The sequence below is a fragment of the Nocardia tengchongensis genome, from assembly GCF_054781395.1.
Map to the genome: position 1 here is coordinate 210,096 of NZ_BAAGUM010000001.1, position 18,790 is coordinate 228,885.

Annotated in this window: 19 protein-coding genes; 6 read left to right on the plus strand and 13 right to left on the minus strand. The window is 66.8% G+C overall.

Going from position 1 to position 18,790, the window contains the following annotated elements; genetic code table 11:
• The first annotated feature begins 100 nt into the window (after nt 1-100).
• Together ACYVKL_RS00960 and ACYVKL_RS00965 are read left to right on the plus strand one after the other, a co-directional pair.
• Entirely contained in the window at nt 101-352 is a 252-nt protein-coding gene (locus tag ACYVKL_RS00960; protein ID WP_379170204.1) for a hypothetical protein, read from the plus strand.
• A gap of 434 nt (nt 353-786) precedes the next feature.
• Nucleotides 787-2,832, plus strand: coding sequence for an SDR family oxidoreductase (locus tag ACYVKL_RS00965; protein WP_379170205.1), 2,046 nt, complete (start codon nt 787-789; stop codon nt 2,830-2,832).
• Between the two features lie 210 nt (nt 2,833-3,042).
• Here the strand turns inward: ACYVKL_RS00965 and ACYVKL_RS00970 are convergent, their stop codons facing one another.
• Nucleotides 3,043-3,690, minus strand: coding sequence for a cutinase family protein (locus tag ACYVKL_RS00970; RefSeq protein WP_379170206.1), 648 nt, complete (start codon nt 3,688-3,690; stop codon nt 3,043-3,045).
• A gap of 268 nt (nt 3,691-3,958) precedes the next feature.
• Between ACYVKL_RS00970 and ACYVKL_RS00975 the strand changes: the two genes are divergently transcribed.
• A complete protein-coding gene (locus tag ACYVKL_RS00975) occupies nt 3,959-5,359 on the plus strand; it encodes a WS/DGAT/MGAT family O-acyltransferase (RefSeq protein WP_379170208.1) in 1,401 nt (466 codons plus the stop codon).
• 15 nt (nt 5,360-5,374) lie between these two features.
• On the opposite strand, the gene ACYVKL_RS00980 is transcribed toward ACYVKL_RS00975, so the two are convergent.
• Entirely contained in the window at nt 5,375-6,298 is a 924-nt protein-coding gene (locus tag ACYVKL_RS00980) for an alpha/beta fold hydrolase (RefSeq protein WP_357200966.1), read from the minus strand.
• Between the two features lie 85 nt (nt 6,299-6,383).
• Nucleotides 6,384-7,286, minus strand: a complete 903-nt coding sequence (locus tag ACYVKL_RS00985) for an expansin EXLX1 family cellulose-binding protein (protein ID WP_379170210.1) — start codon at nt 7,284-7,286, stop codon at nt 6,384-6,386.
• 217 nt (nt 7,287-7,503) lie between these two features.
• Between ACYVKL_RS00985 and ACYVKL_RS00990 the strand changes: the two genes are divergently transcribed.
• The gene (locus ACYVKL_RS00990; RefSeq protein WP_213554982.1) at nt 7,504-8,361 is read left to right on the plus strand and encodes a cyclopropane mycolic acid synthase family methyltransferase; all 858 of its coding nucleotides are present in this window, start codon (nt 7,504-7,506) and stop codon (nt 8,359-8,361) included.
• A gap of 167 nt (nt 8,362-8,528) precedes the next feature.
• On the opposite strand, the gene ACYVKL_RS00995 is transcribed toward ACYVKL_RS00990, so the two are convergent.
• Nucleotides 8,529-9,116, minus strand: a complete 588-nt coding sequence (locus ACYVKL_RS00995) for a hypothetical protein (RefSeq protein ID WP_379170212.1) — start codon at nt 9,114-9,116, stop codon at nt 8,529-8,531.
• Nucleotides 9,117-9,130: 14 nt separating this feature from the next.
• Here ACYVKL_RS00995 and ACYVKL_RS01000 point away from each other — a divergent pair, with 14 nt between their 5' ends.
• Both ACYVKL_RS01000 and ACYVKL_RS01005 read left to right on the plus strand, forming a co-directional pair.
• The gene (locus ACYVKL_RS01000; RefSeq protein ID WP_379170214.1) at nt 9,131-9,409 is read left to right on the plus strand and encodes a hypothetical protein; all 279 of its coding nucleotides are present in this window, start codon (nt 9,131-9,133) and stop codon (nt 9,407-9,409) included.
• A gap of 352 nt (nt 9,410-9,761) precedes the next feature.
• Nucleotides 9,762-10,682, plus strand: a complete 921-nt coding sequence (locus tag ACYVKL_RS01005) for a hypothetical protein (protein WP_379170216.1) — start codon at nt 9,762-9,764, stop codon at nt 10,680-10,682.
• A 209-nt stretch (nt 10,683-10,891) separates the two neighbouring features.
• Here ACYVKL_RS01005 and ACYVKL_RS01010 read toward each other — a convergent pair whose 3' ends face one another.
• From ACYVKL_RS01010 to ACYVKL_RS01050, 9 genes are read right to left on the minus strand one after another with little or no spacing between them, the layout of a single operon-like run.
• Nucleotides 10,892-11,566 (minus strand): TetR/AcrR family transcriptional regulator, encoded by a 675-nt coding sequence (locus tag ACYVKL_RS01010; protein WP_379170218.1) that lies wholly within the window; start codon nt 11,564-11,566, stop codon nt 10,892-10,894.
• On the minus strand, nt 11,563-12,285 hold the full coding sequence (locus tag ACYVKL_RS01015) for a TetR/AcrR family transcriptional regulator (RefSeq protein WP_379170220.1): 723 nt from the start codon (nt 12,283-12,285) through the stop codon (nt 11,563-11,565). The genes ACYVKL_RS01010 and ACYVKL_RS01015 overlap by 4 nt, the downstream gene beginning before the upstream one ends.
• Nucleotides 12,225-12,857, minus strand: coding sequence for a hypothetical protein (locus tag ACYVKL_RS01020; protein WP_379170222.1), 633 nt, complete (start codon nt 12,855-12,857; stop codon nt 12,225-12,227). Before ACYVKL_RS01020 ends, ACYVKL_RS01015 begins: the two co-directional genes overlap by 61 nt.
• A gap of 14 nt (nt 12,858-12,871) precedes the next feature.
• Entirely contained in the window at nt 12,872-13,822 is a 951-nt protein-coding gene (locus ACYVKL_RS01025; protein ID WP_379170224.1) for an MlaD family protein, read from the minus strand.
• Nucleotides 13,823-14,824, minus strand: a complete 1,002-nt coding sequence (locus ACYVKL_RS01030) for an MlaD family protein (RefSeq protein WP_379170226.1) — start codon at nt 14,822-14,824, stop codon at nt 13,823-13,825.
• Nucleotides 14,821-15,747 (minus strand): MCE family protein, encoded by a 927-nt coding sequence (locus tag ACYVKL_RS01035; RefSeq protein ID WP_379170228.1) that lies wholly within the window; start codon nt 15,745-15,747, stop codon nt 14,821-14,823. Before ACYVKL_RS01035 ends, ACYVKL_RS01030 begins: the two co-directional genes overlap by 4 nt.
• Nucleotides 15,748-16,758, minus strand: a complete 1,011-nt coding sequence (locus ACYVKL_RS01040; protein WP_379170230.1) for an MlaD family protein — start codon at nt 16,756-16,758, stop codon at nt 15,748-15,750. It lies immediately after the preceding gene.
• Nucleotides 16,758-17,765: an MCE family protein gene (locus tag ACYVKL_RS01045; protein WP_379170232.1), complete on the minus strand. Its 1,008-nt coding sequence runs from the start codon at nt 17,763-17,765 to the stop codon at nt 16,758-16,760. The genes ACYVKL_RS01040 and ACYVKL_RS01045 overlap by 1 nt, the downstream gene beginning before the upstream one ends.
• Nucleotides 17,758-18,789: an MlaD family protein gene (locus ACYVKL_RS01050; RefSeq protein WP_379170234.1), complete on the minus strand. Its 1,032-nt coding sequence runs from the start codon at nt 18,787-18,789 to the stop codon at nt 17,758-17,760. The genes ACYVKL_RS01045 and ACYVKL_RS01050 overlap by 8 nt, the downstream gene beginning before the upstream one ends.
• Nucleotide 18,790: the final 1 nt, after the last annotated feature.

An 18,790-nucleotide genomic window follows, 5' to 3' on the forward strand; every position in this document is an offset into this window, starting at 1 on the left:
GGGCAAGTGTGACACTTGTCGGCTTCACTCCTAGGTAGACCGATCGTCATACTGAGCGAAGTGCTCAGGACGAGTCGCACCGAGGAGAGGTGGAAGGTCGATGAATCGCCGTCGAGTGGCAATCGGGATCGTTGTCACCGGTCTCGCGTTGAGCGCCCCCGTCGCGGGCGCGGGCTTCGCGGCGGCCGCACCGGCGAGCGAGGGATGCCACTCCGGCACCCGCGTACCGACCGAGGATCCGCGCACCTACGACTCGTGCATCGACGGCGAGTGGGGCAACCTGCGGCAGTGCCCGCCGTTCACGGTCGTGGACCAGACCGTGGATGGGGACGTCCGCTGCGTCAGCCGGTGAGTTCGTAGTCGCCGCTCGCGAATCCGCTGCCGGAGAGGCATCGGCCGGCAGCCGTCTATATCGCTGTCGAATTCAGAACGAATACACGACTGTTCGAGAAAAATCCCGGATGTCAAAACAAGTGAGCGCCCGCTCAGGTCAAATGACCAGTTGCCGATGAATTGCCAACCGGCCCGCGGAGTTACATCAAACCGCTTGTTACACATACCAACTCGAATAGCTCCGGGGTGACCAGTCCCACAAGCCCATTACGGCCATTCAGGTTGAATGCCCAACCGTGAATCATTTAAGTTACTCACTAGTTAGGCACAAGGGTGTTCCTACCTCGGCCCGACATTCTGCTAGGGGGCCAATCACTCACCGTCCGCATCCACCGACGCATGTCGGACGAATCCCGTTGGGCATCAACAGGTTCGTACATTAAGGAGGGGACGATGGTTTCCTACATCGTCACGGGCGGAACCGGATTCCTGGGCCGGCGGCTCATCGCCGGTCTGCTGGAGCGCGACCCGCAGGCCGTGGTCCACGCACTGACGCGTGAGGCCTCGGTGGCCAAGCTGCGCGAGATGGCGATCGGATGGGGCGCCGAGGATCGGGTGTTCCCGCTGGTCGGCGACCTGACCGCACCCGGACTGGGACTGATCGACGACGCGCCGCGCGCCGAGCACGTCATCCACCTCGGCGCGGTCTACGACATGACCGCCGACGCCGAACTCACCTACGCCGCCAACGTGCAGGGCACCGGCTCGGTGATCGCGCTGGCCCGCGAACTCGGCGCGATCCTGCACCACGTGTCCTCGGTCGCGGTCGCCGGCGATCACCGCGGCAAGTTCTTCGAGGACGACTTCGATCTCGGCCAGGGCCTGCACTCGCCCTACCACCGCACCAAATTCGAGGCCGAGAAGATGGTGCGCGAGGCCGCGGACCTGCGCTGGCGGGTGTACCGCCCGGCCATCGTGGTCGGCGATTCCCGCACCGGCGAGATGGACAAGATCGACGGGCCGTACTACTTCTTCCCCGCCATCGCCGGGCTGGGCGCGCTCCCCTCGGAGCTGCCCGTGCCGATCCCGGATCTGGGCTCCACCAATATCGTTCCGGTCGACTACGTGGTCGAGGCCATGCTCGAGCTGATCACCAAGCCGGGCCTGATCGGCCGCACCTTCCACCTCACCAACCCCGAGCCGCAGCCGTTCACCGAGATCTACAACGCGCTGGCCCGCGCGGCCGGCGCACCCACCGCGATCGGCACCGTGCCCGGCTCGCACACCGCGCTGCACGCCCTGGGCGGACTGCCGGGCGTGCCCGCGGTGCGCGATTTCCTGTTGGAGCGCTTCGGCATTCCCGCCGAGGTGGCCCCGCACACCGCGTTCGAGTCGACCTTCGTCTCCGAGTCCACCCGGGCACAGTTGCGCGGCAGCGGTATCGAGGTTCCCGCCTTCGACGCCTACGCCGGCAAGCTGTGGTCGTACTGGAGCACCCACCTCGATCCCGATCGCGCCCGCCGCCACGAACGCGACGGTCTCGGGGGCCGGATCGTGCTCATCACCGGCGCGTCCAGCGGCATCGGGCTGGCCACCGCGCACGCGGTCGCCAAGCGCGGCGCCACCGTGCTCATGGTGGCGCGCACCGAGGAGGACCTGAACGCCGCGGCCGCCGCCGTGCGCGCCGAAAGCGGTGCGGCGCAGGCCTACATCTGCGACATCACCGACGAGAAGTCGGTCGAGTTGCTGGTCAAGCAGGTGCTCGCCGACCACGGCCACGTCGACTACGTGGTCAACAATGCCGGGCGTTCGATTCGGCGTTCGGTACTCAACTCCACCGACCGCATGCACGACTTCGAGCGGACCATGGCGGTCAACTACTTCGGCGCGGTGCGCCTGATCCTGGCGCTGCTGCCGTCCATGCGGGAGCGCCGCTTCGGGCACTTCGTGAACATCTCCTCGATCGCGGTGCAGACCAAGGTGCCGCGCTTCGCAGCGTACGTGGCCAGCAAGTCGGCGCTGGACAACTTCAGCGAGATCGCCGCGGTCGAGAACGCCGACGCCGGAATCACGTTCACCTCGGTGCGCATGCCGCTGGTGCGCACCGCCATGATCGCGCCCACGGATCTGTACAAGTCGATCCCGGTGCACAGCCCGGATCAGGCCGCCGGCATCGTGGTGCGGGCGCTCGAGCACCGGCCCAGCCGCATCGACACCCCGATCGGCACCTTCGCCCAGTTCGTGGACACGGTCATGCCGTCGGTGAAACGCGCCATCCTGCACCAGGGTTACCGGATGTTCGGGGAGTCCAAGGCGGCGCGCACGCAGCCGACCACCCCTGGCGCGCACCCGGATCCGGCGGCGACCACCGAAACCGCCACGGACAAGCCGGAATCGCGCAGTCCGCTGCTGGCGCTCGCCCCGATCGTGCAGCCCCTCATGGGCCTGCCCGGCCCGGCGGCCAAGTTCACCAACCGCATTCCCGGCCTGCACTGGTAGGCGTTCGACTGTTCCATGACAGAGTTCGGCCCGGTGCGGGACAGCGCACCGGGCCGATCACTGCGATACCCGCGGCTCGCTGGTGGGTGGGGCCCCCGATGCCGTGACACCTGACGCCCCGCGAACCGCGGGTACCCGGGCCCCGCTCCGGGGTCTCGCGGGCGGGTCCGCCGAGACCGCCCGGGAGCCGGGCCCTTCCCCTCCCCGGGGTCAGAGGTGGTGGGCGGTGAAGTTGGCCGCGTCCACCAGATCACTGCCGTAGGCGACGTGCGCGTTGGCGTTGAGGCCCGAGCCGCACACCGGATCGCCGCCCACGCACCAGTCCCCCGTGCGGGACAGGTACTCGCCGGGCACATTCCAGCCCAGGCCGCGGACCGGATCGCCGAAGAGCAGGACCGCCGCGACGCGGGCTCCGAGGTAGCCCGGCAGCTGCACGCGGCCCGGGTACCAGGAGACGACGCCGGTGCCCAGCGCGGCCTGCACGACCGCGGCGCCCTGCGAATAGCCGACCAGGACGAACTGCTGGTCCGGGCAGGCGGCGGCGCGGACAATCAAGTGCCGCACCAGATCCGCGCTGCCCGCGCCCACATCGAAGCTGTAGTCGGCGGGGTAGTTCACGCGATAGGCGGTCGCCGAGACGGGCAACCGGTCCTGCAGCATGTCGAAGAGCGGGTCGCCGATCTGATCGCCGAGCCAGCCGGGTTCTCCTGTGCCCCTTGCCACGACGACGTCCACGGCGGCACATCCCTGCGCGTGGGACCTCGATTGTGGCACGAACACCGTCGCGATCGCCAGCATGATCGCGAATCCCCATGCCGTACGCCATTTTCCAGGCAGCAGCACCTTCCGGTCGCCCATTGTCCTCACCTCTCACGTCGTTGTGAGAAGCCCGGTGACTCTTGTCATTGACTAGAGAACGATCACCGGACCATGTGACCCAAGGTAGGAACGGCTCGGAGGCGCGGCAACGAATTCCACTGGAGAGACACCCGATTGGTACCCAACCGTTTCATCATGAAACTTGTTATCTACGTGCAACTTTGGGGCAACAAAACGGCCTCGGACCGGATCCGGAGCACACCGCGAACCGCACGCAAAATACAACCGGTTCTCATAGTGTGTTGGTATGGAACGACTTACCGGACTCGATGCCAGCTTCCTCTATTTCGAAACAGACACCCAGCTGCTGCACGTCTGCGCATTGCTGATACTCGACCCCGCCGCCGACGGGGTCGTCTACGAGCACGCGGCGTTCAAAGCCGAACTCGGCCGGCGGCTGCACCTCATCCCGGCCATGACCCGGCGCCTGCACGCGGTCCCGTTCAACCTCGATCATCCGGTCTGGGTACGGGATTCGAACTTCGATATCGACTACCACGTGCGCCGGCTGGCGCTGCCCAGCGGCGCCGGCGACCGCGGCCTGGCGGAACTGGCCGCCGACATCGCCGGACGCCCTCTCGACCGCAGCCGCCCGCTGTGGGAGATGTGGGTGGTGGAGGGCCTGCCGCACGGCAAGGTGGCGGTCGTCTCCAAGTACCACCACGCCATCGTGGACGGCATCACCGGCACCAACATGATGATGCACCTGTGCGATCTGCAGCCGGGCGTGTCCTACACCCCGCCCGCCGACATCACACCGGCCGAGGACGAACCCAGCGACCTGCAGCTCGCCGGTGAGGCGCTGCTGAACCTGCCGGGGCGGCTCGGCATGGTCGGCATGGTGCCCAAGACGGTCGGCATTCTGGGTGGTCTGGTGCAGCGCCGGCGCGAATCCGGCGGCCGCGGTATGCCGTTGCCGTTCACCGCGCCGCGCACGCCGTTCAATCGGGCTATCACCCAGCATCGGGCCATCTCCTTCGAACAGACCGAGCTGTCGGATATCAAGGAGATAAAGACCGCCTTCGGCGTCAAGGTCAACGACGTGGTGCTGGCCGTGGTCGGCGGCGCGCTGCGCAGCTACCTCGAACTGCACGACGAACTGCCCGAAACCTCGCTGATGGCCTCGGTTCCGGTGTCCACCCACGACACCTCCCGCCACGAGGAGGGCACCAACAAGGTGTCGACCATCTTCGCGCGGCTCTACACCGAGATCGAGGATCCCGTCGCGCGCGTGCTGGCCATCGCCGAGGACAACCGCGGGGCCAAGGAAGAGCACAATTTGATCGGCGCGGACTTCCTCCAGGATTGGGGAAAGTACGCCCCGCCCAACACCTTCCAGCTCGCCGCGCGCGCCTACTCCTCGTTCAAGCTGGCCGATCACCACCCGGTGGTGCACAACCTGGTGATCTCCAACGTGCCCGGCCCCAACTTCCCGATGTACTTCCTCGGGGTGCGGGTGTCGTCGATGTATCCGTTCGGACCGGTGTTCCACGGCGCGGGCCTCACCGCCACCGTCATCTCCAACAACGGGCACCTGGACTTCGGCTTCATCGCCTGCAAGGAACTGGTGCCCGACGTGGACAAGATCGCCGACGCCGTCCCCGAGGTGATCACCGAACTGCTCAAGGCCGCCCGCGAGAAAGCGTGAGCGCAGCCGCCTGAGCTAGACCCGCTCCACCACCGATTGCACGGCCTCGAGGAACACCGGGACAAAGACGTCCGCCTCGAGTGCGCAGGCCGCGTGACCGGCCCGGGCCAGGAAGATCTCGGCCCCCGGAATCGCCTTCGCCATCTCCAGCTGACGGAACACGGGCAGCGCCCGATCCCGCGTGGTGATCACCACCGCCGTCGGCACCTTCAAAGTCGGCAGCCATTCCGACGCATCGAAACGCCCCAGCACCGCGAGCGCCTGTGCCAGCGCCCAGCCGCTGGTGGCCCGCAATTCCGCCATCGCCCAGCGGTCCATCCGGCCCACCGGCCACGAGGACTCCGGCAGTACCGGCAGCTTGTCGCGGCGCAGTTCCGCGCGCCGGAACGACCAGTCCGAGAACAGGGCGGTGGTCGCCGACCAGCCCCGATGGAAGGCGCGCTCGCGCCACTTCTCCTGGAACCGGTAGGTGGTCGCCGCCAGCACCAGCCCGCCCACCCGATCCGGGTGCCGATGCGCGGCCAGCTGGGCCACCACCCCGCCCATGGAGTAGCCCGCCAGGATGGGGCGCTCGACGCCCACGGCGTCGGCGACCGCGATCACGTCGTCGGCCAGATCGTCGAGATCGAAACGCTCGGAACGGATTCCGTGTCCGTGCCAGCGCTGATCGAACAGCACCACCCGGTAGCGAGCATTGAGTTCACGCAGCGACGGGAACCAGTTGAGCATGGCGGTGGTGGCCATGCCGTGCAGCAGCAGCACCGTCGGCGAGTCCGCGGCCGGGCCGGGTAGATCCACCACGTAGGTGGAGCCGCGGCCGGGTAGTTCCACCATCGCGCCCTGCGGCACCTCGGTCAGCCGGGAAATGCGCGGTGACAGGCGGCGGCCGCGGCTCTGCGCGCCGGCGGGCGTGGTCAGGTTCAAGCTGGGGTTCGTCATCGAAGGCCTCCCGGCACACCGCTGCGGCGGTCGAAATGGAACACGTTTCACTTTGATGATGCCATACGGGAGGCCGGGCGGCGGGTTACGGCATACAGGGCGCGGGGGCGGCGACGACCGTGGTCACGACCACCGGCGCCGCGGGCGGGGGCGGCTCGACCGGCGACTCGGCGGGAATCTCGTAGAGGTGAATTCCGGTGCGGCGCAACTGCCCCGGCTCGATGGAGACGGCCGGGACGAACGCGGCGTGGCCGTAGATGTCGGTCACCTGGGCGGTGAACGGGCCCCGGCCGAGGCCCGACACCGTCCAGTAGTTGTCGTAGCCGCGGCGCAGCGGGCGGTAGTCACCGCCGGAATCCGGACGCAAGGCGACCTGCGCGATGGGATTTCCGGTGCCGGAGAACAGGATTCCGATCCAGCTGGTCGACGAGCTCTGCTGGACGCGGTAGAAGATCTCCGGGGCGGGATCGGGGTCGCGCACCCTGCTGATCTTGACCGGCGCGACGCCGTCGATGGAATGGGCGATGGCCTCGAAAGCCGAACGGCTCAAGTCGTATTGGTTCGGTTCGCATCCCGGGCAGCGGTCGACGACCTGGGCGCGGACGCTGCCGATCGGGCCGTCGATGTCGACGTAGGAGCCGCACGGCGTGGAACCGTCGTACTCGTCCGTCGGCACGCTGACGTAGTACCCGTCCAATGGCAGATCCGGCAGCGAGCAGGCCGCACCCTGACTGAAGGCGTAGAACCGGGCCTCGCCCCGCTCCGGCGCCGGTTGCGGCTCCTCGGCCTGAATCTGCTGGGGAGTAACCGCGCTAGCTGCGGGCTCCGCGGGCAGCGTGACGACCGTCGTGGTCGGCTCGGCCGTGCTGCAGCTCAGCGACTGCGGTCTGATCCACCAGGTGGCCAGTCCCATCACCACCGCTCCCGCCAGAATCGTCCACAACCACGGTCTACCAGGATGGACCTCTTCGTGTCCGGTGCGGTGCATGGCCGGTCCCCAACCCTCCGAATTGTGTTTGCTGACGCGATGCTGCACTCCCCATCAGGAAAGCAGCCGACGCCGGGACGCCGAGGTCGAATCGGGAATTACGGGTCGAAAGCGCGGCGTGTTGGCCGTGTGTCACCGGTGTAGAACCGCAGGCCCCGCCGCTGCGTATGTCCGTATGTCCGCATTCGGCGATGCCCGCACGCCTCAGGAGTCCGCCATGGCCCAGCTCGCGCCCTTCTACCGGCAGGTCCAGGCTCACTACGACCTGTCCGACGATTTCTACGCGCTGTTCCTCGACCCCTCCATGACCTACAGCTGCGCCTACTTCGAGCGGCCGGGCCTGAACCTGGAGGAGGCACAACTGGCCAAGATCGATCTGGCGCTCGGCAAACTAGGGCTCGAACCCGGCATGACCCTGCTCGACGTCGGCTGCGGCTGGGGCTCGACCATGATCCGGGCCGTCCTCACCTACGGTGTCCGCGTCATCGGACTCACCTTGAGCCGCAACCAATTCGAACACGTCCGCACCCAGCTGCGCGACCTCGGCATCTCCGAAGCCGAAGTGCGCCTGCAAGGTTGGGAGGAATTCGACGGCACCGCCGACCGCATCGTCAGCATCGGCGCCTTCGAGCACTTCCGCAAACAGCGCTACCCGGAGTTCTTCACCCGCTGCCACCGCATGCTCCCGCCCGGCGGCCGCATGCTCCTGCACACCATCATCGGCCACACCCTCGCCGACCTCCGCGCCGCCGACATCCCCGTCACCCGCGAGGACGCCCTCTTCCACATCTTCGTCAAACGCGAGATCTTCCCCGGCGGCCAACTCCCCCAACCCAACACGGTCCCCCACGAGGCCGAAGCCGTCGGCTTCCGCACCACCCGCATCCAATCCCTCCGCCCCCACTACGCCCGCACCCTCGACCTGTGGGCCGCAGCCCTCGAAGCCCACCACCCCGAAGCCGTCCACCTCACCTCCGAGGAGGTCTACCAGCGCTACCTCAAATACCTCACCGGCTGCGCCCACTACTTCCGCGCCGGCCACCTCGACGTCATGCAGTTCACGCTGCAGAAGTAGAAGGTCATCCCGCACCCGCGGGCACCAACGGGCACGCTGATGGTCGGCCGGGCGGGCGCGGAAGCATGGTGGTTCGCGTTGTAGAGCACAACGAGGTCGACTCGTGTGCGGCGGTATTCCGTGCCCGTTGGCTGCACGGGAGATGCTCGACTGTGTCGCTGACAGCACTAATACGCGAACATCTCCGCTTTCAGGTCCGGGCGGTCGCGCTCCTCCGCGAACGGTAGTGCTCGTCCGTGCAGTAGGTCCACGAAGTATCCGTAGGGGCTGTCGTCGGCGGAGACGGCCATCATGAAGAGCAGGGCCAGGAGGTCGTTCGGCGACTCCTGCGACCAGCGGTAGCCGATTGCCGGGCCGAATCCGTCGAAGATCGGTGCGCCGTCTTCAGGGGAGTTGAACCAGATGCCCTCGACGCGGCGGACCATCCATTCGCCGATGTAGGTGATGAATTGGTCTGCGAGGTCGTTGTTTTCGGGCTTGTGCCGGCCGTCCTCGTCGAGCACGGCGGTGTCGACGAGGGAGACGATCCAGTCGAAGGCGGCGGCGGTGAAACGGTCGTCGAGCGGGGGGCGGCCGTCGCTGCCCCGTATCGATTCCAGGCGAGGCAGGGTTTCGGTGAACAGCGTGTCGATGCGGGCGTCGATCGCGGTTCGGTCGCTCCAGGCGAGCCAGGCCTCGGACTGCTGGGCGTCGCGGTCGAACAATCCGGGGTCCAGATCGGCATCGGCCGGGGTGGCCCGCCTCGCGTGAGCCATCAGTTTCTCCTCGGGTGCGGCAACTGCAAATCCATGTCCCGCAACCTAGCAGCGGTCGCCGACACCGCAGCGGGCTCACCAGCGGCCGCGGCGGGGAAGCGGCCGGCACCGAGCTGCGCTCGATTTTGACCGTTGCACAGTGGACATGTTCGGCTATCCCCGCCATTCGTCCACCGGTGGATCAAATGTTCTTGCCTGCAGTGCCTTTCATCTATCGCCTGATCGCCCTACTGGCGACGCTGACGGATACCCTTGCCACCCTCGTCATTCCGTCTCATGTCTCGCGCAGCTGACCGCACAGAACAGGACGAGTCATGACCGCCATCGACGACCTGCGGAGCCTGCGGCCGGTGATCAGATCCCGATCGGCGGCCCCGGAGGCCACCTCACCCTCCGCGGATCTGGAGTGGATCAGGGATGCGCGCGAACGCCTGGAGAACCCCGACCTTCCCCCCGAATGCGACGACATCCCCGCAGGCAGCCGGCCACGGGCGTCCCGTTCACGTGGTTCACCGCGAACGAAACCTACGGACAGAACCGTAAGCTGCGGCAATGTCTCGAGGACCAGGATGTGAACTATGTGATGGCCACCCGCCGCGACGACTCGGCATGCAATCTTTACTTGAACGGAGTTAAAGGAAAATCGTGCAAAAAGTGACTCTCGATCTCAGCGACGTGACTTTTACAAAGGGCGCGGTACTGGGTCCCGGATACGGCTACTTCGGCGTGCAGGTCGATGAACTGCTTGCTGACCGCATTCCCCACACGATCCTGGTGTTTGCGCAAGGTGGCGACGTCTATTCCGACAACCTGACCTGGAATGTGTGCGACCTCAAACGCATGCCTGACGGGACCGCGGCAGTGCTTGGCGACCGAGGGGAGTTCAGGATCTACGATGGCACGACTCTTGTACTGGAGAAGAACATCGATATGAAGTTGGCAGGGCCGCTCCTCGGGCTGATGACGGACACGGGCACGGATATGTGTGCGGTCGGGACACTCCTTCAGGTATTTACGTTCCGAAACGGCGAATGGTCGTGCCAATCGCCCGTGGCGGCAAGCACCGGCACGATGCAATTGGCCAGGCGCGCGTTCGAACATGCCGCGAGTATGAGCGACACCCGCATGCTCGCTTTTGGCTGGGACGGAGAAATCTGGAGCTCCGCCGAGGGACGCTGGACACAAGCCGATTCACCGACTTCCGTCGACTTGTTCGATGCCTGCAGTACGGGCGTCAGCGGCCAGTTGGCGATTTGCGGGCAAGTCGGAACGGTGGTCCTGGCGTCGCGCGATGCGCTGAAGGTGCTGGAGAATGAGGATGTTTTCGAAGACTTGTGGTCGATCTGCCGCTTCCGGGATCGCTTGTACTGCGCATCTTCCCATCTAATTTACGAATTGGTCCTGGATGAGCGCCGGCTCGTGCCGCTGGAAGCGCCCGACTTGATCCTGCCCACTGGCTCCGGCCATTTGTCGGCTGCTGGCGACCAGGTGCTTTGGTCGGTCGGCCCGCGTCAGCTGTACGAGTGGGACGGCAGCCACTGGACGCCGCTGTTCGAAGTGGCATGACAAGGCCAGAACATGCAGCCTCGTGCCCATGGCTCGGTGAGCCCTGGTTCGGCGTGATGCATTGAGTCAGAGCATGTTCGGGGATCCGGTCGATCCACCCGCGGACGAGGCGGGCTCCTGGTAATCGAGGTGTTGTCTTCACACCACAGCGACCAGGAGCCCGCCTGTCTGTCCACACGCCCGCGGCCGCGAGCGCCGGCAGTTGCCCCTCACCGGGCTGCCGATGTCACAACCGCGTGTGGTCGTTCGGGCGGTGCCGCGAAGGCGGTGCGCAGGAAGGCGACGAGCTGGGTCCGGACCCGGTCATGGGTGAGGCCGTCGGAGCCGGCGCGCAGGGCTGAGAGCAGGGCGGAGACGAGGATGGAGAGCAGAACTTCGCCGGCGATTGCCGGGTCCAGGGCCGGGTCGAGGAAGCCTTGGGTGATGCCGGAGCGGATCTTGTCGACCGATTCCGCGGCGTAGAGGCGGGCGTTGTGGAGGCAGCGGTCCAGGACGGCGTCGTCGATCGAGGACGCTTCCAGGAGAAAGAAATTCACCAGGCCCGGTTCGGTGGCGACCAGGGCGTAGCAGCGGTCCACGACGCGGGCGTAGCGGGCGCAGAATGCGTCCAGGGTGGTGGGGGTGTCGTCGCCCTCCGGGCCGAGCAGCAGGTCGCGGATGCGGACGAAGCAGTGGTCGATGACGGCGTCGAGGATGTCGCGTTTGTTGGCGAAGTAGTTGTAGAAGGTGCCGTGGCTGGCACCCGCCGCCGCGGCGATGTCGTCGACGCCGATGGCGCGGAAGCCGCGGGTGACGACCAATTCGTAAGCCGCGCCGATCAATTCGGCGCGTCGTCGATCGGCGCGGGCGCGGCGGCCGGGAGCACGAGCGGGCTCGGCGGTCACGGGGGCGGGCTCGGATTCGCTCGCGGACGGGGCGGGCGCAGGGTCTTGTCGAGGAAGTCGAGCACCGCGGTCGTGCTGCGGTCGCGGATGGCGGGGTTGCCCGCGCCCAGCAGTTCCCGCATGAGCCACGGGCCGACCATGGTGGGGATGGTGTGCCCCAGCACTTCCGGATCGATGTCGGGACGGATCCATCCTGCCTCCATGCCACGCGTGAGTTCCCCGGTGATCAGGGAGGCGGTCAGCGCCTCCAGGCCGAGCAGCCGGAGCGCCAGTTCCGGATCGATGGCCCCGGCCTCCACCACCAGCAGGCGCAGCACTCGCGGCTCGCGTTCGAGCAGCTCGTAGAGCCGCGCCACGGCCGCGCGCACCGCGCCCACCAACTCCCCCACGTCGCCGGCGGCGCCGAAGAGGGTGTGCAGTTCCATGGCGTCGGTCACCTTCTCGACACCGAGATCGATGACGTGGTCCAGGATTTCGCGTTTGCTGCCGAAGTAGCGGTACACGGTGCCCTGGCCGATGCCGGCCCGCGCGGCCACCTGGGAGATGGCGGTGGCCTCGTAGCCGTGGGCGGTGAAGACCTCGTAGGCGGCCTCGATGATCTCCCGCCGGCGCCGCGCCGGGAGTTCCCGCTGCGGCGGCCGGCCGATGCGTCCCGAACCTATTTCGCGGCCCCGCCCTTCACACCGGCGTCCTTGGGACCGTAATCGGTGACCAGCCACTCGCCGCCGTGCCCGGCCACGTTCACCACCAGCAGGTTCGGCACGGTGGCGGGTTCGGGCTGCTGCACGTTCTGGGTGCGCTGGGTGGCGTAGACGGTGACGGTGTACTGGTCGCTGCCCTTGGCCTCCACCGAGGTGCCCACCACGTCGCCGGAGGCCACCACCTGGGCGTCGGTCATGATCTTGGCGAGGGTGTCGTGGAACTGGGTGTACTTGTCGCGCAACCCATCCGAGGCGCCGTGCTGCACGCCGTCGAAGAAGGCGGGCAGGTTGCGGTAGTCGTAGGTCAGCGAGCGCAGGGTGTAATCCTTGGCGACCTGGGCGGCGCGGTCGCGGTCGGACGCACTGGACTTCAGGGCGTCGTAGTCACCGGAGGCGTGGTGCCAGCACACCCCGAGGACCACGGCCACGACGGCGAGCAGCGCGGCGGCAGCGACCGCGAAGGGATAGGCCCGCTCGCCGAAACTCGTCGCGGACAGTACTTTCTCGGTCGGGTCCGGCTTCTCTGTGGCCTCGGGCCGCTCATCCTCAACGACCTCAACGACCTGCTCGACGGTGGCGGTGTCACTCACGGAATGCCTTCTCTCTAGCGAGGAATATCGATGCCGACGTGCGCCGCGCCGTCACCGGGGAACACCGTGGACAGCAGATCCACGATCGAGCCGGCGTCCACGCGCAGCGGTTTGATCACGCTGGTGGCGGGTTTCAGGACGGTGGCGATCTGCCCGAGGTCGGGCCCGATCAACTGCAGGTACTCGTTGATCTTGGAGACCAGCGGCCCGATCGGATCGGTGAAGATCTGCTCGCCGATGTAGGAGTAGTTCTGGAAGGCGGCGATGATGTGCAGCAGCTCCGGCAGCGCGATGTCGATGTCGCTGCCGGCCCCGCTCAGCGCGGGCGCGCGCCCGTCGAAGCGGTCGCCGAGGGTCTGCACGTTGGAGTACAGCCGCGCGATGGCTGCTCGCTTGTCCCGCAACAGGTTCGCGGTCCCGATCAGCGCCTTGGTCAGGTTGGCGACCTCCGCGTCGCGGCCCTCGAACCCGGCGGCGACGGTGGTGGCCAGGTTCTGCAGTTTGGCCGGATCCAGTTGCGCGGTCAGCGCATCCAGCTTGGCGAGCGCGTCACCGACGGTGGTCGCGACCCGCACCTGCCGATTCGGCACCACGCTGCCGTCGCGCAGGAACGGCCCGGCGGTGCCGGTCGGGCGGAAGTCGAGGAACTGCTCCCCCGCCGCGGACAGGTTGGCGATCTGCACGATGCTGTCCACGGGAATCCGGTATTTGGCGTCGTATTCGAGGGTGACCGCCAGCCCGTGCGCGGTGGCCCCGATATCGCGCACCTTCCCGATCGGCAGCCCGCGCAACGTCACCTCGGAGGTCTTCATCAAGCCGCCGGAGCCGTCGAGCAGCACGGTGACGGTGTTGTTCTGGCGGCGCGGATCCAGATTCAGCACGCCGACCGCCATGTAGCTGCCACACACGAAGGTGAGCACCAGCAGCAGCACCAGCGACATCGGGCCGGGGAGTGAGAGTTTCATCTAAGGCACCATCCCGATCGAGCGCAGTGTGGCGATCAGCTGATCCGCCTGCGCGTCGGCGGCGGATACGTTGCGTACCTTCACATCCGGGGACCCCAGGAAGGGGATGATCTTCTCCTTCAGCAGGGTGTGAAAGGTGTCGAGGTTGGCGGCCAGTGTCAGATCGGCGTATCCGGCCGTGACCGCGGTCGGCGCGAGAATCGAGACGATGGACCGGAAGTCGCCGACGTGCGGCAGCAGCAGGTCCCCGGCGTTCTTGGCGAGCGGTCCGCCGCTGATGATCAGATTGACCACCGCGAGCAGCACATCCGAGAGCCCGGCCGCGCGATCGGGCCCGAAGGTGAGAATCCGGTCCACCGCCCCGCGCCCGGATTCCAGTTTCCCGGTGATCTGTTGCGCCGAGGTGAGAATGCGGTTCACCTCGTCGGTGTGGGCGGCCATATCGTGCAGGGCCGCCCGCCCGGCCCGGTTGACCCGGTCCAGCTCGGCCGGATCCGACGGAAACGCGGCGTTCACGTCGGTCACCAGTTTCTGGATGTCCGACCACCGCCCGCCGGTGATGATGTTCGACAGCGCCCGCAGAATGTCCTCGACATTGGTCGCGGGAACGGTCTGCGACACCGGAATCACGTCACCATTGCCCAGCAGCGTGGGATCGGCGTTCTTGGGCGCTTCCAGCGCGATGTGGATATCGCCGAGAATCGTCGACTGCCGCAATTCCGCCGTCGTGGATTTCGACAGCTTCGCGTCGGTGTGCAGTTTCACCGTGGCCACCGCGGTGGTGCCGATCAGGTCGATGTGGTCGAGCATGCCGACCTCGACACCGTCGGAGATCACCTTGGCGCGATCGGGCAGATTCAGCACCGACCCGAATTCGATACGCACCGTGTAGGTGTCGCCGGCGGGATAGGTGCCCGGGATCGGGATGTCGGTCGCCTTCACCCCGCAGCCGGTCAGCACCAGGGCGGCCGCGATGATCAGCGGTAGCAGTGCGCGCCTCATCTCGCACCCGCCTGCGGGAGCTGTGCGGCCAGCGGCGGCAGGGCCGCGAGCAGCGAGGTGATGTCGCCCTGGTGCTGCTGCACGAACGTATGCGCCTGCGGCAGCACCACATCCAGCAGGCTGTAGATCTGCTGATCGTATTTGCCGGCATTGCGGGCGATCACCGGCAGGAACTGAACCGCGATATCGACCGCGCCGGAGAATTCCGCCGAGAACTGCCCGATCAGTTGCAGGCCGTTGCGCAGGTTGTTCAGCACCAGCGCCATATCCGGCCAGTTGGTCACGAACATGGTGGTCAGCTGGTCGAGATTGTCGACCAGCCGACGGAACGCCGCGTCCTTCTGCGCGGGATCACCGACCACCGCGGACAGTCGCTGCAGCAATTGATTCCACTGCTGCCCGGTACCGTCGATGGCGGTATTCGCCGCGGTCAAGGTGTCGTCGAGCAGCGTGTCGGGCTTACCGCCGGTACCGCCGCCGGTGAGATCACCGGCGAGCTTGCCCATCGCGTCGAGGGCCTCGCTGATGCCGATCGGCGTCTTGGTCCGCTCCAGGGGAATGCACTTCGCGTTGTCGAACCGCGCTCCACCGGTGAACGGCTTGGTCAGCTCCACATGCCGATCGGTCACGATGGAACTGGACATGGTGACGGCCTGGATATCGGACGGCAGTTTCACCGAATCCTTGACGCTCATGGTGACCTGCATACGGTCACCCAGCGCCTCGATCTTCGAAACGGTGCCGACCTCGACACCGAGCATTGTCACGCTGTTGCCCTCGTACAGGCCGACGGTGTCGGTGAACTCGGCGCACACGCTCTGTTTCGGATCGCGGGCCGAGTTCGCCCACGACACTCCTGCTACCCCGGCGACCACCACCGCGACGGCGACCCCGGCGGCGAGTGCTGTTCTGCCCCAACTCATTCAGCACGCCTTACCTTCGTAGGGAATGCAGAGCCGGACCCCGGCGGCCGGGTCCTTCACCTGCACCTGATTGCCCAGCAGGCCGTTGAGCCGGTTGATCACGTCACGCATGCCGGTGATCACGGTGTCGAGCCGGTTCGGGTCCTCCATCACCTTGGAGAACAACTGCTCGAACTGCGTCACCGACGGCTCGATGCCGTCGTAGGCCATGAGCGGCCGGTGCAACACCACCAGCAGCCGTTTGAGCAAGGCGAACATGCTCACGATCTCGTCCTTGCGATTGCCCAGCTGATCGGCCACCGTGCCCAGCTGTCTCACGAAGTCCGCGAGCAGCGCTTTGTCGTCGGCGATGGCGGCGATGTATTCGTCGGAGACGTTCAGCGCGCTGTTGAGCTGACCGGTGCGTTCGGCGAGCAGCCCGGTGAGCTCATTCGCATTGCCGATGACCCCGCGCAGCGCGTCGGGCTGTTGGGCCAGCGCCGAATTCAGCTGCCCGATGGTGTCGCGCATGGTGGTGGCGTCCACCTTGCCGAAGACCGGCGTGCCCTTGTCGAGAATGTCGCTCAGCTCGAACGGGGTGGTGGTGCGCTCGGGCGGAATGTGCTTCGACGCCAGGTCCTTGTCGCCGGCGGGGGCCAGCGCCAGAAAGTGGCCGCCGATGGGGGTCAGCATCTTGACCTCGACCGACGACCGGTCCCCCACCCGCACATCGTGATTCACCGTGAAGCTGACCTCCACGTGATCGCCGACCAGGTCCACGGCACGAATCTTGCCGACATCGATGCCCGCGACCCGCACCTCGTCGCCGGGACGCGCGCCGCCCGACATCCGGAAGTCGGCCACGTAGGTGCGCTGCCCGAACGGGATCACATACAACGCGCCCGCGACGGCCAAGGCGATCACGCACACCACGACACCGCCGATACCCCAGCGCAATTGCGTGTTCTGGTCGCCGCGACCGGTGAGCACGTCACGAATCAGTTCGCCCATGCGGGCGATGAGCGTTCTCATCAGTTGCACACCACCAGGTTCTGGTTGGACAGGGCGACGCCGACCAGCGCGGGCAGCGCGGCCTCACCGGTGGAGCAGGTGATGCGCGGCTTGAAGCCCTGGCCTGGGACCGTCTGATTCAGGCCGGTCACCAATTGCGGTGCGAGCGCCAGGATCCGGGTGAGTTGCTCGGTCTGCGGGACCAGTCGGCGCAACAGGCCGTCGACGGGTCCGTAGGCGGTGTCGTAGGCGTCGCGGCCTTGTTCGAGCAGCGGGACCATCGGCGCCAGCACCGCTTTCGCGGTGTCGACCGCGCCCAGCATGGCCTGGGTCTTGGCGGTGAACTGGTGCAGGATGCCCGAGAGTTGTTGCACCAGATCACCGACGGCCTTCGACTTGCCGCCGATGGCATCGGCCACCACGCCCAGGTTGCGGATGAGCAGCACGATCACGGCCTCGCTGTTGCGGGCGTGCCTGGTGAGCGTGTCCACGTCCGCCAGCACCGGGCCGATGCCCGAGCCGTCGCCCTGGATGACGCGCAGCAGGTTGGTGCCGAGCTGGTTGAGCTGGGCCGGATCCAGGGTGTCGAACATCGGTTTGAAACCGTTGAACAGCTTGGACACATCGAAGCTGGGGATCGTGCGCTCTACCGGAATCGTCTGCCCGGCAGCCAGTTTCGTCTTGCCCGGTTCATCGGTGAGTAGCTCGACGTAGCGCTGGCCGATGAGGTTCTGGTAGCGCACCGCGGCCTTGGTGTTGTCGTACACCGGCCGCGACCGGTCGACGGTGAAGTGCACACGCGCGCGGGTGCCGTCCAGCGACACCGTCTCCACCTTGCCGACCGCGACACCCGACATGCGCACCGAGTCCCCGGCGAACAGGCCGGACACATCGGTGAACACGGCATCGTAGGTGACCTTGTCGCCGGGAATCGGCGTGCGCAGTGCCGTCACGATGAAGGTGGTGCAGCCGGCCACGACCACCAGGAAGGCGATCAGTTTGAGCGCGGACTTGGCGATATCACTCATTTCGCCCCTCCCCCAGCGAATCCGCCAGATACGGCATGGTTTTCGCGATCAACTCCAGTTGCAGCTGGACCCGGCCGTCCACGACCGGGAAGGCTCCGTCCATGGCCCGCAGCAGGTTCGGCACCCGGTTGTGGGCCGCGGCCACCGAGCCGACCGACACGCTGATCGGCACCGCGACGTCGAGAATCCCGTCGAGGACCTTCTCCAGCTCCGGATTGTTCTGTTGCAGCAAATTCGAAAGTCCGACCAGCACAGCGTCGTTCACGCCGATCACCGCGGTGTTGGTGCGCGCCCGATTGCCCGCGTCACCGAAGTAGGCGCTCTGCTCGAGGACCGCCAGAATGGCGTGCCCCGCCGACGGCGTCAGATCCCGGAAAGCCCCGGTCATATCCCCGCCGATACGCAGATAGTGCGCGACGGAGTTCTGCTGCCCGTCCGCCAGCGTCCGCGCGGTCTCGAAGAACGACCGCAGCACCGGGCCCATGCTCGCGGCATTGTCGAGCATCAGATCGAACAGGCGGCGCACCGCCGCGGAATCCAGCACCTGGGTCAGGCGGGCCGCGCGCCGGAAGACACCCGCGACAGTCGCATTGGTGGCGCTCTCGCCGATCCGCAGCACGGCGTGTTCACGCAGCTTCGCGCCATCGGTTCCCGGCACCAATTCGATGGCGCTGGAACCGAAGACGTTGGATGAGGTGAATCGCGCGGTCACGTCGTCGGTGAGCGCATCGGCCTGTTTGCGGTCGATCGCGAGCCCGATGCGCTGATGGCCGTAGCCGACGGTCTCGACGGTGGTCACGGTGCCGATGGCGTAGCCACGGAACTTCACCTCGGCGCCGGGAGCCAGACCTTCGCCGAGGGTCGCGGCATCGACGGTGACGGCGAACCGGTCCGCGAAAGATCCACGCGCATAAGAACTCACGAGAATCGTCACAGTGACGAGCACGACGGCGACCACCAGGCCGCGCAACCGCAGCAGCCACGGCCCGGCGCTACGGCCGGAATGATCCTTGAAGACGGCCATG

Coding starts and splice junctions, on each gene's coding strand:
- ACYVKL_RS00960 (WP_379170204.1), top strand. CDS start 101: ATGAATCGCCGTCGAGTGGCAATCGGGATCGTTGTCACCGGTCTCGCG.
- ACYVKL_RS00965 (WP_379170205.1), top strand. CDS start 787: ATGGTTTCCTACATCGTCACGGGCGGAACCGGATTCCTGGGCCGGCGG.
- ACYVKL_RS00970 (WP_379170206.1), bottom strand. CDS start 3,690: ATGGGCGACCGGAAGGTGCTGCTGCCTGGAAAATGGCGTACGGCATGG.
- ACYVKL_RS00975 (WP_379170208.1), top strand. CDS start 3,959: ATGGAACGACTTACCGGACTCGATGCCAGCTTCCTCTATTTCGAAACA.
- ACYVKL_RS00980 (WP_357200966.1), bottom strand. CDS start 6,298: ATGACGAACCCCAGCTTGAACCTGACCACGCCCGCCGGCGCGCAGAGC.
- ACYVKL_RS00985 (WP_379170210.1), bottom strand. CDS start 7,286: ATGCACCGCACCGGACACGAAGAGGTCCATCCTGGTAGACCGTGGTTG.
- ACYVKL_RS00990 (WP_213554982.1), top strand. CDS start 7,504: ATGGCCCAGCTCGCGCCCTTCTACCGGCAGGTCCAGGCTCACTACGAC.
- ACYVKL_RS00995 (WP_379170212.1), bottom strand. CDS start 9,116: ATGGCTCACGCGAGGCGGGCCACCCCGGCCGATGCCGATCTGGACCCC.
- ACYVKL_RS01025 (WP_379170224.1), bottom strand. CDS start 13,822: ATGAAACTCTCACTCCCCGGCCCGATGTCGCTGGTGCTGCTGCTGGTG.
- ACYVKL_RS01030 (WP_379170226.1), bottom strand. CDS start 14,824: ATGAGGCGCGCACTGCTACCGCTGATCATCGCGGCCGCCCTGGTGCTG.
- ACYVKL_RS01035 (WP_379170228.1), bottom strand. CDS start 15,747: ATGAGTTGGGGCAGAACAGCACTCGCCGCCGGGGTCGCCGTCGCGGTG.
- ACYVKL_RS01040 (WP_379170230.1), bottom strand. CDS start 16,758: ATGAGAACGCTCATCGCCCGCATGGGCGAACTGATTCGTGACGTGCTC.
- ACYVKL_RS01045 (WP_379170232.1), bottom strand. CDS start 17,765: ATGAGTGATATCGCCAAGTCCGCGCTCAAACTGATCGCCTTCCTGGTG.
- ACYVKL_RS01050 (WP_379170234.1), bottom strand. CDS start 18,789: ATGGCCGTCTTCAAGGATCATTCCGGCCGTAGCGCCGGGCCGTGGCTG.